Below are 15071 nucleotides of genomic sequence, written 5' to 3'. Positions count from 1 at the left end.
ACCCTAAAAACTGGAATCTTTTGTCTGGTTTAAAGGGTACTGTTTTCAGGTTTTTTTTGAGGACTTAAGCTTCGCCTTGGATCAGCTGGGTCAGCTCATCGACATAGTCCTGCATTGGGCGTGGATGATGATCACGGCGGCTTTCAATATTCAAACGCAATAATGGTTCAGTATTGGAGGCGCGCACATTAAAACGCCATGTGCCAAAATTCAGGCTGACGCCGTCGGTCTGGTCGATTTCTGGTTTTTGATCGGCATAATGATCGAAAAGTTTTTGGATGGTTGCCTGGGTATCGGTCACTTTGAAATTAATTTCACCTGAACATGGGAACTTGGCGATCATTTCTTCCACGAGAGAAGATAAGGATTTTCCTGTTTCAGACAGTACCGCCATAGCCAGTAACCATGGAATCATGCCGCTGTCACAGTAAGCAAAATCACGGAAATAGTGATGGGCACTCATTTCCCCGCCATAAGCTGCATTATGTTCACGCATGACATCTTTAATGAAGGCATGCCCCGATTTTGATTGGACGGTAATCCCCTGATATTGCTCCACGACATCCAGCGTATTCCAGACCAGACGCGGGTCATGGACAATTTTTTCACCAGACTGCTTCAGCAGAAATGCCTGCGCCAGAAGGCCAACAATATAATAACCTTCAATAAACTGCCCTTTTTCATCGAACAGGAAACAGCGATCAAAGTCACCATCCCAGGCAATGCCCATATCCGCACCATGCTGAATGACCGCATCACGGGTGCTATCACGGTTTTCAACCAGAATTGGATTCGGGATGCCATTCGGGAAGTTACCATCGGCCTCATTGTGAATTTTGATAAATTCAACCGGGATCTGTAGTTGTTGAAACCTCTGTTCAAGCGCATCCACCACATGACCTGCGGCACCATTCCCCGCATTCATCACCAGTTTCATCGGGCGGATTTTTGCCGGATCGATATAGGTCATCAGGTGGTCGATAAATTCTGGCAGGATATTATATTTTTCCGTATGACCTTTTTTGCTAACTTCAATGAATTGCCCTGATTCTGCCAAGGCCTGAATTTCTTTCAGACCGGTATCTGCACTGATCGGACGGGCATTTTCACGCACCAGTTTCATGCCATTATAGTCCATCGGATTATGGCTGGCAGTGACTTCAATACCACCCTGGACATCCAGGTGGAAAGCTGCGAAATAAACTTCTTCAGTCCCGGTCATGCCAAGATCCAGCACATTGACCCCGGCATCATTCAAGCCGCGAATGGTGGCCTGTTTTAGCTCTTCACTGCTGAGTCGTATATCACAACCAATGGCTACTGTTTCAGGTTGATAAATCTGTCCATAAGCCCGGCCAATTTTGTAGGCAATTTCTTCGTTGAGTTCTGTGCCGAGTTTGCCGCGAATGTCATAGGCTTTGAAGCAAGTCAGTTTTGTCATTTAGAGGCTCTCCATTTAGAAGAAAAAAGGCCGGTTTCCCAGCCTCGATTCAATTTTAATTATTCTACAGTAACCGATTTTGCCAGGTTACGGGGCTGATCCACATCCGTACCACGTAGCACTGCCACATGATAAGAGAGTAACTGCACCGGGATGCTATACACAATCGGTGCCAGTACTGCATTGACTGACGGAATATGGACCACATGCTTGCGCTCTTTAGCTTTAATGCCACTGTGCTCATCAGCAAAAACAAACAGTTCACCACCACGTGCCTGAACTTCTTCCATATTGGATTTGAGCTTGTCCAGCATGTCATCCTGTGGTGCCAGAATCACCACCGGCATGTCATTGTCGACCAGTGCCAATGGCCCATGTTTCAGCTCACCTGCAGCATAACCTTCCGCATGAATATATGAAATTTCTTTCAGCTTGAGTGCACCTTCCAGCGCGATCGGGAAGTGCGTACCACGACCCAGGAACAGGCAGTGCTGCTTCTCAACAAAAAGTTCAGAAAGGCGTAAAATTTCATCATCATGACGCAAGGTATCCAGCATGACTTTAGGCATATGCCAAAGTCCTGTGGTAATTTCCGTCATTTTTTCTGTAGAAATAGTATTTTTTACAGAACCGATTTTCAGTACCAACAGCATCAAGGCGGCAAGCTGGGTGGTAAAGGCTTTGGTGGAAGCCACGCCAATTTCAGGACCAGCTAAAGTCAGCAGGCTGAAATCTGTTTCACGTACCATCGAAGAGGTTGCCACGTTACAGATCGTCATCGTGCTAATGTCCAGGCCTTTGGCAGTTGCACGTTTCTGTGTATCACGCAAGGCAGCCAAGGTATCGGCAGTTTCACCGGACTGGGAAATACATATATATAGCGTATTATTCACAATCACCGGAGTGCGATAACGGAACTCGCTGGCAATCTCGACCTGGCAAGGCAGATCAATCAGCTGTTCAAACCAGTATTTGGCGATCATACCGGCATGATAGCTGGTACCGCAGGCAATAATCTGGATTTGCTGGATTTTTGAGAAGTCATGTTCTGCATTGGTCAGGAAGTCTTCACGCAGTTCATGACCATCTAATGCTTGTGAAATGGTCTGCTGGATTGCTTCCGGCTGCTCATAAATTTCCTTGAGCATATAGTGCTTGTATTCACCTTTAGAAGCATTGCTGACGGCAGCATCCAGTTCCTTGACCGGACGATCGACCAGTTGACCATCGACAAAGACTTCAATCGTGGTACGGGTCAAACGGGCAATATCACCTTCTTCAAGATAAATAAAACGATTGGTAATTGGAAGCAATGCCAACTGATCGGAACTAATGAAGTTTTCACCAATACCGACACCAATCACCAGTGGCGAACCTTCACGCACGGTAATCAGTTCATCTGGATGATCCGTATGCACGATGCCCAGAGCATAAGCACCTTTCAGTTGCGGAACCACTTGGCGTACAGCCTCTAAGAGGCTCGGGGTAGATTTCAGCGCATCATTGATCAGATGGGCAACCACTTCAGTATCGGTCTGTGAGGTAAACACATAGCCCAAAGCTTCAAGATCATCCTTGAGCTCCTGATAGTTTTCGATAATTCCGTTATGCACCACTGCCACATTTTCAGAAATATGCGGATGGGCATTTTCTTCAGTCGGTTTACCATGGGTTGCCCAGCGCGTATGCGCAATGCCAAGTGAACCACTAATTTTTGATTCATTCACCGCCTGTTCAAGGTTGGAAACCTTACCGACACGGCGTTCACGTAAGACCTGATGATTGTTGATAAGGGCCAAACCTGCTGAATCATAACCACGGTATTCCAGGCGTTTTAAGCCTTCAACCAAAATATTGGTAATACTACGTTCCGCAATGCCACCGACAATACCACACATATTTGTTCCCCTTATTTCTTGATTTTTTGCGGACGTGGATAGTTTTCTTTGACAAATTGCTTAGAGCGCTCTACTGCCAAACTGTTATCTTCCACATCACGGGTAATCGTCGAGCCTGCACCCACTGTGGCGCCGTTGCCAATTCTCACAGGTGCAACCAATGAACTGTTCGAACCAATAAAGGCCTGATCACCAATAATCGTTTTAAATTTGTTTGCACCATCATAATTACAGGTAATAGTCCCTGCACCGATGTTTGAACCACTGCCAACTTCTGCATCACCCAGGTAGGTAAAGTGGTTGGCTTTAGAGCCTAGACCAATCGTGGTATTTTTAACTTCAACAAAGTTACCGATATGCACTTCATTGGCCAGTTGTGCGCCCGGACGTAGTCGTGCAAAAGGTCCAATTTGGGTATCTTCCCCAACGATGGCGCTATCGAAAATGCTATATGGCTGAACCTTGGTGCCAGCTGCAATCTTGGTATTCTTGATAATACAGCCGGCGCCAATTTCAACGTTGTCGCCCAACTCGCAATCACCTTCGATAATCACATTGATATCAATGCGGACATCCTGGCCGACAGTTAAATTGCCACGCAGGTCAAAGCGGCTAGGATCAATCAGATGTACACCTTGCTGCATTAGCTGTTTGGCTTGATAAGACTGGAACTGACGCTCTAAAGCAGCGAGCTGTACACGGTCATTTACCCCTTCAACTTCAAAAGCCTGCTCAGGTTCTACCGATGCAACTTGCATACCATCTGCCAAAGCCATCGCGACAATATCAGTCAGGTAATATTCACCCTGCGCATTGTCATTGCTTAAATTTGGCAACCATTCATGTAATTTAGCATTGCTGACGGTATAAATACCGGTATTGATTTCCTTGATCTGACGCTGTTCTTCGGAAGCATCCTTGTGCTCTACAATGGCCTGGATTTCACCATTTTCACGGACAATACGACCATAACCACTGGCATCTGGCAGGGTAAGGGTTACCAGACCAATGCCGGTTGCTGTAGTGGCATCGAGTAATTTTTGCAAGGTCACAGGATTAATACAGGGTACATCACCGGAGAGGATCAGTGATACGCCATCTTGAGGCAGGACAGGCAGGGTCATTTGCACTGCATGACCGGTACCGAGTTGTTCAGCCTGTTCTACCCATTTAATAGCGTGTTGTGCAAATGCTGACTGAACCCGATCACCGCCGTGACCATAAATGGTAATAATATTATCTGCGTTTAATTTTTTTGCCGTTTCAATGACATGACCCAGTAAAGGACGTCCTGCAAGGGGTTGTAATACTTTCGGTAAGCTAGAGCGCATGCGCGTTCCTTTACCTGCAGCAAGAATAATAACAGTCGTTGACATGTTCTAATCCTAAATATGGCTTATGCCACGATGAAGTAAAAATAAAGCAAAATACAAAGAGCAGCCCAAAGACCGGCAATAATATCATCCAGCATAATGCCAAAGCCTCCGTCGACCTGTCGGTCAACCACCCGGATCGGCCAAGGTTTCCAAATATCAAATAATCTGAACAGGGCAAAACCGACCAGCAACCATAACCAGTTCATCTGACCTAAATAAATCAGTGGTAAGAAGGTAATAGATTGTCCGGCAAATTCATCCCAGACGATGCGGCCATCATCATGAACTCCCATGACCTTGGCAGTATGTCCGCAGATATATATGCCAATCAGGGACATGATGGCAATGGCAAAAACACTGTTTAGAAAACCAAGATGCAGCCAGATAGGGGTAAATAAAAGTGCAAAGGCCGAACCGAAAGTACCCGGTGCTTTGGGAATGAGGCCAGAACCAAATCCTACCCCACTAAATACAATCAGTCGGTCGGTCCATGACATGGCTTTAAAATTGATCGCAGGTTTATGCAAAATGTTGATACCCATTGAATTGAAATAAATGGTCTGTGCCATCTTTTTCAAAAGTTAAGCCGTCTTGCTGCTGAATTGTGCCGATCATATTAATCGAAACATCAAGTTGTTTTTGCAATAATTTTTCGTAATTTTGCGGGCTTATTGTAAAACATAATTCATAATCGTCACCACCTGCCAGTGCATACTGCCATTTTTGTGCATCGTCTAATGCCTGCAAGGCAGGACTGATTGGCAGGTTTTCAAGTTGCAGCCTGGCACCGACTTGAGAAGCTTTGAGAATATGTCCAAGATCTTGAGCCAAACCATCCGAGACATCAATCATGCTATGGGCCAGTCCCTTTAGAGCAGCACCAAGCTGACAGCGTGGCGTTGGATAGTCCAGACGTTGCTGTAGCGGATGGCCAAGATGCTGTAGTGCAAAAGCCGCATCTCCAACGGTGCCGCTGACACAGACCAGATCACCCGGTTTGGCCCCTGAGCGTGGCACAGCCTGGCCAATATCAACCCAGCCTAATGCAGTGACAGACAGGGTTAAATGAGGACTTTGAGTGGTATCACCACCGATTAAACTCACCCCAAATTGATCGCAGCAATCATATAGGCCCTGACTAAAAGCTTTTAGCCAGTCATGATCAATCTGGGGTAGGCTCAATGCGAGTAAAATACTGTGTGGAGTTGCGCCCATCGCGGCAATATCAGATAAATTGACAGCCACGGCTTTCCAGCCAATCGCATGCGGTTCGGTGTCTATTGGAAAATGGCGTCCAGCAACCAGAGTGTCGGCACAGATGACCAGTTGTTGCTGAGGCGGGGGGGTGAGCAAGGCTGAATCGTCACCGACGCCTAAATCGACAGAATTGGCATTCTTGCGATTGAAATAGGTGTCGATAATCGAAAATTCAGCCATCCAACATATCTACGCTATTAGTTAGACTGCTGTTTTTCTGCTGCACGCAAGGTTGTCGCTAAACGATCCAATACACCGTTGATGTATTTATGGCTGTCGGCACCGCCAAAATGTTTAGCCAGTTCGATTGCTTCATCCAGAACCACGCGATATGGAATCTCAAGATGTTCTTTGAGTTCATAAGCGCCTAGACGAAGGGTTGCAAGCTCGACACCATCCAGTGCTGAAAGTTCGCGATCAAGTACCGGAACCAAGAGCGCATCCAGCTCTTCATGATTGGCAACCACTTGAGTCAACAATTCATGATAATAGCTCAGATCCACTTTGTGCATGGCATTTTCCACACGCGTACGTGCTTCAATCTCATGCACCGGATTGTGGCTCATCTGCCATTCATAAATTCCTTGTACAGCAAAGCGACGTGCTTTACGTTTTGCTGCATAAGTTGCTTGAAGTGTTTGCGACATAGCGTTAAATAGCCTTTAACAAGTTAACCATTTCAATCGCAGTCAGGGCAGCTTCGCTACCTTTATTGCCTGCTTTTGTTCCAGAGCGTTCAATCGCTTGTTCAATACTATCCGTAGTGAGTACACCGTTAATGACAGGCAAGCCAGTGTCCAGGCCAACAACGCCCAAACCTTTGGCACATTCGCCTGCAACGAAATCGAAGTGAGGCGTGCTGCCACGAATCACGGCGCCAAGCGCAATGATGGCATCGAAACGATCTGAAGCTGCCAGTTTTTTCGCAACCACAGGAAGTTCCCAGGCACCAGGTGCATGAACAACAGTGATATTATCCTCTGATACACCATGACGTTTCAATGTATCAATAGCACCTTCTAACAGATGTTCAACCACAAAGCTGTTAAAACGACCAACTAAAATCGCATAACGGTCTTCGTTCGCGAGATGTAACATACCTTCAATACGGCGAACTGCCATAACAACCTCGATGATTTCTTAAGATGTTTGTTGTGCGGTGATGTATTCCACCACTTCTAAGTTAAAGCCTGACAGGGCATTGAAACGTAATGGAGAGCTCAGCAGCTTCATTTTTTCAACGCCTAGATCACGCAAAATTTGTGCACCCACACCAATGGTCTGATACTGCTGAGACAGTGCAGAATTTGATTTTACATTTTTTGGTGTTTTCAGGGTATCTAATGCCGGGCCCAAATCCTGTAAATGACGTTGGCCAATCCAGACCAAGACACCACGATCACTATTGGAAATTTCTTTCAGGGCACGATCCAGGTTCCAGGCTGGCTCGCCATCCTGTTTTTTCAGTTTGAGCAAGTCGCGGGTCGGGTTAAAACCATGTACACGCACTGTGGTCACGCCCTCTTTAGGCTCACCTTTGACCAAGGCCAGATGGATATCCGGATTACCCAGTTCACGATAGCGGTACAGGTCAAAGCTGCCGTATTCAGTATCAATACTTTGCTGATCAATACGCTCCACCGTTTGTTCATTGGTCATGCGGTAATGAATCAGATCGGCAATCGTGCCGATTTTCAGGCCATGCTTTTCAGCAAAGACTTCCAGATCCGGACGGCGCGCCATCGTGCCATCTTCATTAATGATTTCACAAATAACTGATGCGGGTTCCAGTCCTGCTAAACGAGAAAGGTCACAACCTGCCTCGGTGTGCCCGGCACGGTGCAAGACACCGCCTGGTTGCGCCATCAACGGGAAGATGTGTCCTGGCTGTACAATGTCTGCCGGTTTGGCATGGGCAGCCACTGCAGTTTGAATCGTGTGCGCACGTTCAGCCGGTGAAATACCGGTAGAAATACCTTTGGCTGCTTCAATCGACAGGGTGAAATTGGTTCCATGCTGCGCACCGTTGGCATCTACCATCAACGGCAGATTTAACTGCTGGCAGCGCTCTTTACTTAAAGTCAGGCAGACCAGACCGCGTGCATGGGTGATCATGAAGTTGATGTCTTCAGGACGTACGTGCGTGGCAGCAATGACCAGGTCACCTTCATTTTCACGATCTTCATCATCCATCAGGATGACCATTTTTCCTGCACGGATATCTGCTACAAGCTCTTCAACAGTATTGAGCGGCATCAACCTTCACCTTCTTTTTTGATCTTGATCAGACCGAATCATGACATTATTGGGTACATAGTCTAACGCTTTTTGCGCAATTTTGCCTATGCTTATTGTTTTCCCTCTAGTGGTCCATTGTTATACACAGTCTTAATAAACATGAAAAGCCAACTTTAAATGAAAGCCTGAACTTTATGCGGAATTTTTGAACAAACAAAAAGCATAAAAAATTAGAAACTTAGGTGAAGTTAATATAAGTGCAGACATTCGGCAGATGTTTTATCCAGGTTTTATCCTCACTGGTTCAGCCAATAGAATTTTGAAGCTGGACTGACAGGAGCAGGCAGGGAAATAGCAGAAAATTTTTACCTGATATTAAAAAATGAATATCAGGGGATCAAAAGCGAGCCGAAGCTCGCTTTAAACTGACTTTATTTCTTAGAAGAAACCGGCAGGCTTGGTTGAATAGCTCACCAGCAGGTTTTTGGTTTGCTGATAGTGGTCCAGCATCATTTTGTGGTTCTCGCGGCCAATACCGGATTTTTTATAGCCACCGAAAGCTGCATGCGCAGGGTAGATGTGATAACAGTTGGTCCAGACCCGACCCGCCTGAATGGCACGACCGGCACGGTAGGAGGTATGCGCAGAACGCGACCAGACCCCGGCACCGAGTCCGTAAATCGTATCATTGGCGATCTTGATCGCATCATCGAAGTCTTTAAAGGTGGTCACAGCCAGGACAGGCCCGAAGATTTCTTCCTGGAAGGTCTTCATGTCATTGGTGCCTTTAAAGATGGTCGGTTCAATATAGAAACCTTGACCCACTTCCTGACGTGCTTCACCACCGGTGAGGATTTGTGCGCCTTCTTCACGGCCAGTGGCAATACAGCCCAGAATCTTGTCCTGCTGTTCTTGTGAGGCTTGCGCGCCAATCATGGTGTCAGTATCTAGTGGATGACCGGTTTTAATGCGTTGCACCCGTTCTACTGCACGCGCCAGAAATTCATCGGCAATGCTTTCCTGCACCAGGGCACGGGAAGGGCAGGTACAGATTTCACCCTGATTCAGGGCGAACATGGCAAAGCCTTCCAGCGCTTTATCCAGATAGTCATCTTCCTGATCCATGATGTCGGCAAAGAACAGATTCGGTGACTTACCACCAAGCTCGAGGGTCACCGGAATAATGTTTTCGGTGGCATATTGCATGATCAGCTGACCCACTGCGGTCGAGCCGGTAAAGGCAATCTTGGCAATACGAGGGTTGGTCGCAAGCGGACGGCCCACCTCAACCCCGTAGCCATTGACGATATTCAACACGCCCGGTGGCAAAATGTCCTGAATCAGTTCAGCCAGCACCAGAATACTGACCGGAGTCTGTTCCGCAGGTTTCAGCACAATGCAGTTACCCGCAGCCAGGGCAGGTGCCAGTTTCCATGCAGCCATCAGAATCGGGAAGTTCCACGGGATAATCTGGCCCACCACACCCAACGGCTCATGAAAATGATAAGCAATAGTATCTTCGTCGATTTCGGAAATGCCACCTTCCTGGGCACGAATACAGCCGGCAAAATAACGGAAATGGTCGATCGCCAGTGGAATATCGGCAGCCAGTGTTTCACGAATGGGCTTACCATTGTCCCAGGTTTCTGCCACGGCCAGCATTTCCAGATTTTGTTCCAGACGATCTGCAATTTTCAGCAGGATATTGGAGCGGGTGGTCGGCGATGACCGGTTCCATTGCTCTTTGGCTTTATGCGCTGCATCAAGCGCCAACTCAATGTCTTCTACAGAGGAACGCGGCACTTTGGTAAAGACTTTGCCATCTACCGGAGAAATGTTGTCAAAGTATTCGCCTTTGACCGGAGCGACCCATTCGCCGCCAATGAAATTATCGTATTGTGCTTTAAATTGAATTTTTGAACCGTCAGTATTGGGATCTGCATAACGCATAATCTATTCCTTTATATGATTGTTAGTGGTGCAGGCTGAGCGCATTTTGCTGATCAAAAAATATAGGCGCTTCTGCATTCAGCTCTACTATAAAGAGGGAACAAGACGGACGGTTGTTTGTTTACAGGCTTGCTACAAAAGACAATATTTGGAGACAAGCGTTAGAGAAATAAAAGCTATAAATTCTCAATTCTTAAATTTAAAAACAATGAGTTATGGAAGTTTAAAAATGTCGAAAGATTGGCATATTTTCAATGTGTCTGCTTACATTCACACCATAGTGCGGGTTTTACCAGACAGCCAAAATGGAGAAACGAATGAAATTTTCATTTCTCCTCGCTGCTTTATTTAAAGTGTTTAAAGGCCTTGGTCATGCAGCCACTGAAACAGCTGCTGATAAACCTGCTCACGTACTGATTTCTCTGAAAGTACCAGATCATGTAAACCGTTCTGAATACTCAGAACCGTGACATCACCTTTGATTTTTTTGGCATATTTCTGAATGTCTTTAATGCCTAAAATCACATCACTGCTCTGTGCCGCTTTGCCCCATTTTTTAGGATTGAGCGTTTGGTGCGAATGCATGACCAGTACCGGAATATCAATCTGAACACCGCGATGAATTTCCTTTTGTGCCTCATGAACGGCACGAACAAAACTGATCCTTACTCTAGGGTAACGGGTCTTTTTCCAGTCCAGATTGAAGTCCCATTCTCCTTTTAAGTCCTTGTGCAGACTGGCGGTATACCACGTGTTTAACTCACTTGGAAATTTAAGATTCGGGAAGGTTTTAGCCAGCCTGCTCAGCTGGGGGAGACCCAGCGCGCGTTTGATCGGATTCATGTTGAAGTCATAAAATGGACTATTGACCCAAAGCGCTTTGATTAAAGGGTGCTGCGGATGATGCGCTGCATATAAGGTCGTAATCAGACCACCGGTAGAATGACCACAGAGCAGGGCAGCATCGTGGCCCTCTGCTGCTATAATGTCGAGCGCCTGGGTAATTTCTGCATCATATTCAGACAGATCATGCACGTTATAATATTTTTGATGGGGCAGAATCGAACGGCCGTATTTTCTCAAATCCAGCGCATAAAAATCAAAGCCTTGCTGATTAAAACGCTCTGCCATTTCAGTCTGAAAAAAATAGTCAATAAATCCGTGAATATATAAAACTGCTTTGGATGTAGGTTGTGCCGCTTTTTTACGGATCAGCGTGGCGACTACCTTGCCCTCATAATCGTCGGGAAAGTTCAAGGTCGCTTGCTCATAACCTGTCCCTAGGATATCGGGCTGATAAAGGGGCTGTAGTTCACTCATTGTTATACTCATCGTTTTCTTGAAATTATACTTTATCCTTGATGAGCTGCAGTTTTTTGTCAAACGGAACTTGCTGCTCACTTGAATTAATAATACCAATACCGGTTCATTTTAAAATCAGCCCCGAACCTATGCGGGAAAATGAGTGTTATCAGATTATAAAATCCTGCTAAAAGTATTATCAATTTACTAAATGACCTAACCGCTCAGAATCAGGCTAAGCTATATAAAATAAGCAAAGTGATGTGATTGTTTTGGTAGGATTGCCGAAAATTGATTAGATGAGTTAAAGAATGCCCAGAGAAAATTTGAACAGTAAGCGCCCCTTATATATTCCTTATGCTGGAAATACTCTGTTAGAACTCCCTTTACTCAATAAAGGCTCTGCATTTTCTGAAGAAGAGCGCAGAAGTTTTAATTTACATGGCTTGATTCCTCATGTTACCGAAACGATTGAGGAACAAAGTCAGCGTTCTTATCAGCAATATAGTGCGTTTAACAGTGATATTAACAAGCATATTTATCTGCGAAATATCCAGGATACCAATGAGACCCTGTTTTACCATCTGATTGAACATCATCTTAGCGAGATGATGCCGATTATTTATACTCCAACAGTAGGTGAGGCATGTCAGCACTTTTCTGATATTTATCGCCGTCACCGCGGGATTTTTATTTCCTATCCGGACCGCGACCAGATCGACCAGATTATTCACAATATCAGTAAAAGAAATGTGAAAGTTATTGTCATTACGGACGGTGAGCGCATTCTGGGTCTTGGAGATCAGGGCATTGGCGGCATGGGGATTCCCATTGGCAAACTGGCGCTCTACACCGCATGTGGCGGGATCAGTCCGGCTTATACCTTGCCTATTACCCTCGATGTCGGCACCAATAATCAGCTACTGTTGAGTGACCCGATTTATATGGGCTGGCGCCAACCGCGGATCAGCGGCGATGAATATTATGCTTTTGTCGAGACCGTGATTCAGGCGATTCAACAGCGTTGGCCTGATGCCTTGATCCAGTTTGAAGACTTTGCCCAGAAAAATGCCATGCCTTTGCTGGAAAAATACCGTGATCGGATCTGCTGTTTTAATGATGATATCCAAGGCACCGCTGCGGTGTCTGTCGGTAGTCTGATTGCTGCTTCGCGTGCAGCAGGCAAGCAGCTTAAAGATCAGGTCGTTGCATTCCTAGGAGCAGGTTCGGCCGGTTGCGGGATTGCAGAACAGATCATTAAGCAAATGGTGGCTGAAGGCTTGAGTGATGCTGAAGCGCGTGCACGCATATTTATGGTCGACCGCTTTGGTCTGATCACTGAAAATCAGCCGAATTTACTGAACTTCCAGCGTAAACTGGCACAGCCGCTTGAAAATGTAGAAAACTGGGCAGATGCCGAACGCATGATTTCTCTGCTGGATGTAGTCAAGCGCGCCAAACCGACGGTACTGATTGGAGTGTCAGGACAGCCCGGTTTATTCACTCAGGAAGTGATTGAAGCCATGGCTGAAAACAGTATGCAACCGATTATTTTCCCCCTGTCGAATCCGACCTCCCAAGTAGAAGCCGTGCCGGCAGATATTTTGCAATGGACCCAGGGCAGGGCACTGATTGCGACGGGCAGCCCATTTGCTCCCGTGAATTATCAGGGTCAGATCCATCATATTTCCCAGTGTAATAATTCTTATATTTTTCCGGGTATAGGTTTGGGAGTGATTGCTTCGGGTGCCAAGCGTGTGACAGATAATATGTTGATAGCTTCCAGTAATGCTTTGGCCGATTGTTCACCAAAACTGCAAGATCCTCAGGCAGATTTACTGCCAAGTCTGGATAGTTTGCAGACTATTTCAAAGCAGATTGCATTAAAAGTAGCGCTTGCTGCGATTGAAGACGGGGTAGCACCGAAAGTCAGTGTGGAAAGCTTACAGCAGGCAATTGAGCGTAATTTCTGGACGCCAAAATACCGTGATTATAAGCGAAGCACCTTTTAATGAGGTCAAATAAATTTTGCTGTGCTAGCCTGAGTTTATTTGATGCCCGGGCAAGAATAGGATTGTTTGATTAATCAGGAAATAATCATACATTACTATTTTAAATAGTATTTAAAGCCTCTTCTTGTTTCCGCAAGAAGGGGCTCCCTTGAAAATTTTTTAATGTTTGAAAAATGTGGATGAAAGAGTTCGAATATAAAAATAACCCTCATAAAAAAAGATCAGGGCCTTACAGCTGAAGCAGGCAAAGTAGACTGCAACCTCAGACTTCCAGCTTAAAAAGATAAAGACAATTTTATTAGAGGCTTAAGGGTTCGGGTGTAAATGAGAGAAGAGAAGTATTAACGGACAACTTTGTTTTTAGTTATAATTTTTCCAAATATGAATCAAGTATAGAATAAGGCTACTTCCATTGAATTTATTTAAAAAAAATATTTTTGAAAATATTAAAAAACTGGACCAGAAAAAACAAAAAAAAATAGCTGTGGCTCAGGAACTAGGCAAGATGTTTATTCACTCCCCAAGCAAATTTATCTTAGATAGTATGGCTTTGTTCACGCAGTCTAAATCCTTTGAAGCCAATTCTGTCTTGGGAAACTCCAGATTAAACCAACTCGGCTTACACCGTTTTCGGGTGCAGTTTGCTGCACAAATGGCAGCTCAACGCAGATCAAAGTTAGCGAAGTTCATTCATCCCGCAGACGTTGAAAATTTTCAAAAAAACGGGTTTATATTCAGAGAAAACTTTTTAGCTGCAGAAGAGTTTTCGCAATTAAAACAGGAATTGCTGACCACGCCTCTGGAAACACGGGAAACCTTACAGGGGGATACGGTAACACGCCGTATGGCATTGGATGGCAAAACCTTGAAGCACATGCCGGTAACCCGACAATTCCTGCATTCAGCGAAATGGAGAAACCTGCTGAACTATGTGGCTAGCTTTAAAGTTCAACCCATCTCTTATCTGCAAGTCATCTTTTCGCATGTCAGAAAAGCCAAAGCGGACCCGCAAACGAATTTACACAGTGATACTTTTCACCCTAGTGCAAAAGCCTGGCTATTTCTAGAAGATGTCGCTGAAGATGAAGGTCCGTTTGTGTATGTACCCGGCTCGCATCTGTTAAATCCTGCACGATTAAACTGGGAACAGCAGAAATCTGAAGCAATTACAGCAAAAACTGATGTGATGACCCGCCGAGGCTCTTTTCGAGTTTCTGAAAGTGAAATACTGGAATTAGGCTATGCAAAACCGCAAGCTTTTGCTGTAAAAGCCAATACCCTGGTGATTGCGGATACCTATGGTTTTCATGCCAGAGCAAAGAGTCTCAAACCTTCAGTCAGGATTGAGCTATGGGCCTATGCACGTCGAAATCCATTTGTGCCCTGGTTGGGGGGTGATCCACTTTCCTTGCCCTTTCTGAAGTCAAATCTAGTGCCTTTATATTGGTCAGGTCTGGACTTTATGGAAAAGAAATTCCAGCGCAATAATCCCTGGAAGAAAGTGGGTAATAAGCGTGCCACTGATTCTGCCGTTCTCACCAGTAAATAAGTAGGGTCGGGTTTCAGTTAGAGCAGGCATAGGGGAGGGTACTAAGTA

General features: G+C 45.6%; 13 protein-coding genes. 3 read left to right on the top strand and 10 right to left on the bottom strand.

The genetic code is table 11. The features are described 5' to 3' along the window. Positions 1-64: 64 nt before the first annotated feature. The 9 genes from VXQ92_RS07570 to VXQ92_RS07530 form a co-directional block, all read right to left on the bottom strand. Entirely contained in the window at positions 65-1441 is a 1377-nt protein-coding gene (locus VXQ92_RS07570) for a phosphomannomutase CpsG (RefSeq protein ID WP_416680992.1), read from the bottom strand. Between the two features lie 59 nt (positions 1442-1500). Next, positions 1501-3339, bottom strand: a complete 1839-nt coding sequence (gene glmS, locus VXQ92_RS07565; RefSeq protein WP_416680991.1) for a glutamine--fructose-6-phosphate transaminase (isomerizing) — start codon at positions 3337-3339, stop codon at positions 1501-1503. Between the two features lie 11 nt (positions 3340-3350). Continuing rightward, positions 3351-4715 carry a bifunctional UDP-N-acetylglucosamine diphosphorylase/glucosamine-1-phosphate N-acetyltransferase GlmU gene (gene glmU, locus VXQ92_RS07560; RefSeq protein ID WP_416680990.1) on the bottom strand — a complete coding sequence of 455 codons (1365 nt, stop codon included), beginning with the start codon at positions 4713-4715 and terminating at the stop codon, positions 3351-3353. A 20-nt stretch (positions 4716-4735) separates the two neighbouring features. After that, positions 4736-5257, bottom strand: coding sequence for a phosphatidylglycerophosphatase A (locus VXQ92_RS07555; protein WP_416681041.1), 522 nt, complete (start codon positions 5255-5257; stop codon positions 4736-4738). Further along, positions 5235-6152 (bottom strand): thiamine-phosphate kinase, encoded by a 918-nt coding sequence (thiL, locus tag VXQ92_RS07550; RefSeq protein WP_416680989.1) that lies wholly within the window; start codon positions 6150-6152, stop codon positions 5235-5237. The genes VXQ92_RS07555 and thiL overlap by 23 nt, the downstream gene beginning before the upstream one ends. A gap of 17 nt (positions 6153-6169) precedes the next feature. Continuing rightward, positions 6170-6619, bottom strand: coding sequence for a transcription antitermination factor NusB (nusB, locus tag VXQ92_RS07545; protein ID WP_005173752.1), 450 nt, complete (start codon positions 6617-6619; stop codon positions 6170-6172). 4 nt (positions 6620-6623) lie between these two features. Continuing rightward, positions 6624-7094 (bottom strand): 6,7-dimethyl-8-ribityllumazine synthase, encoded by a 471-nt coding sequence (ribE, locus tag VXQ92_RS07540; RefSeq protein ID WP_004280926.1) that lies wholly within the window; start codon positions 7092-7094, stop codon positions 6624-6626. An 18-nt stretch (positions 7095-7112) separates the two neighbouring features. Beyond that, positions 7113-8228, bottom strand: coding sequence for a bifunctional 3,4-dihydroxy-2-butanone-4-phosphate synthase/GTP cyclohydrolase II (ribBA, locus tag VXQ92_RS07535; protein ID WP_005173756.1), 1116 nt, complete (start codon positions 8226-8228; stop codon positions 7113-7115). A gap of 420 nt (positions 8229-8648) precedes the next feature. Then, positions 8649-10160 carry an aldehyde dehydrogenase family protein gene (locus tag VXQ92_RS07530; protein WP_416680988.1) on the bottom strand — a complete coding sequence of 504 codons (1512 nt, stop codon included), beginning with the start codon at positions 10158-10160 and terminating at the stop codon, positions 8649-8651. 25 nt (positions 10161-10185) lie between these two features. On the opposite strand from VXQ92_RS07530, the gene VXQ92_RS07525 reads away from it, so the two are divergent. After that, a complete protein-coding gene (locus VXQ92_RS07525; RefSeq protein ID WP_416680987.1) occupies positions 10186-10512 on the top strand; it encodes a hypothetical protein in 327 nt (108 codons plus the stop codon). Between the two features lie 5 nt (positions 10513-10517). Here VXQ92_RS07525 and VXQ92_RS07520 read toward each other — a convergent pair whose 3' ends face one another. Continuing rightward, positions 10518-11480: an alpha/beta hydrolase gene (locus VXQ92_RS07520; protein ID WP_416680986.1), complete on the bottom strand. Its 963-nt coding sequence runs from the start codon at positions 11478-11480 to the stop codon at positions 10518-10520. Between the two features lie 293 nt (positions 11481-11773). On the opposite strand from VXQ92_RS07520, the gene VXQ92_RS07515 reads away from it, so the two are divergent. Both VXQ92_RS07515 and VXQ92_RS07510 read left to right on the top strand, forming a co-directional pair. After that, on the top strand, positions 11774-13474 hold the full coding sequence (locus tag VXQ92_RS07515) for an NAD-dependent malic enzyme (protein WP_416680985.1): 1701 nt from the start codon (positions 11774-11776) through the stop codon (positions 13472-13474). Positions 13475-13979: 505 nt separating this feature from the next. After that, positions 13980-15023, top strand: a complete 1044-nt coding sequence (locus VXQ92_RS07510; RefSeq protein WP_416680984.1) for a phytanoyl-CoA dioxygenase family protein — start codon at positions 13980-13982, stop codon at positions 15021-15023. Positions 15024-15071: the final 48 nt, after the last annotated feature.

It is taken from the genome of Acinetobacter sp. 228, assembly GCF_048147885.1.
This window is presented reverse-complemented; position numbering and strand designations above follow the sequence as displayed.

Excerpts from the sequence above, each read along its gene's own strand:
- VXQ92_RS07570 (WP_416680992.1), bottom strand. The coding sequence starts at position 1,441 with ATGACAAAACTGACTTGCTTCAAAGCCTATGACATTCGCGGCAAACTC.
- glmS (WP_416680991.1), bottom strand. The coding sequence starts at position 3,339 with ATGTGTGGTATTGTCGGTGGCATTGCGGAACGTAGTATTACCAATATT.
- glmU (WP_416680990.1), bottom strand. The coding sequence starts at position 4,715 with ATGTCAACGACTGTTATTATTCTTGCTGCAGGTAAAGGAACGCGCATG.
- VXQ92_RS07555 (WP_416681041.1), bottom strand. The coding sequence starts at position 5,257 with ATGGGTATCAACATTTTGCATAAACCTGCGATCAATTTTAAAGCCATG.
- thiL (WP_416680989.1), bottom strand. The coding sequence starts at position 6,152 with ATGGCTGAATTTTCGATTATCGACACCTATTTCAATCGCAAGAATGCC.
- nusB (WP_005173752.1), bottom strand. The coding sequence starts at position 6,619 with ATGTCGCAAACACTTCAAGCAACTTATGCAGCAAAACGTAAAGCACGT.
- ribE (WP_004280926.1), bottom strand. The coding sequence starts at position 7,094 with ATGGCAGTTCGCCGTATTGAAGGTATGTTACATCTCGCGAACGAAGAC.
- ribBA (WP_005173756.1), bottom strand. The coding sequence starts at position 8,228 with ATGCCGCTCAATACTGTTGAAGAGCTTGTAGCAGATATCCGTGCAGGA.
- VXQ92_RS07530 (WP_416680988.1), bottom strand. The coding sequence starts at position 10,160 with ATGCGTTATGCAGATCCCAATACTGACGGTTCAAAAATTCAATTTAAA.
- VXQ92_RS07520 (WP_416680986.1), bottom strand. The coding sequence starts at position 11,480 with ATGAGTGAACTACAGCCCCTTTATCAGCCCGATATCCTAGGGACAGGT.
- VXQ92_RS07515 (WP_416680985.1), top strand. The coding sequence starts at position 11,774 with ATGCCCAGAGAAAATTTGAACAGTAAGCGCCCCTTATATATTCCTTAT.
- VXQ92_RS07510 (WP_416680984.1), top strand. The coding sequence starts at position 13,980 with ATGTTTATTCACTCCCCAAGCAAATTTATCTTAGATAGTATGGCTTTG.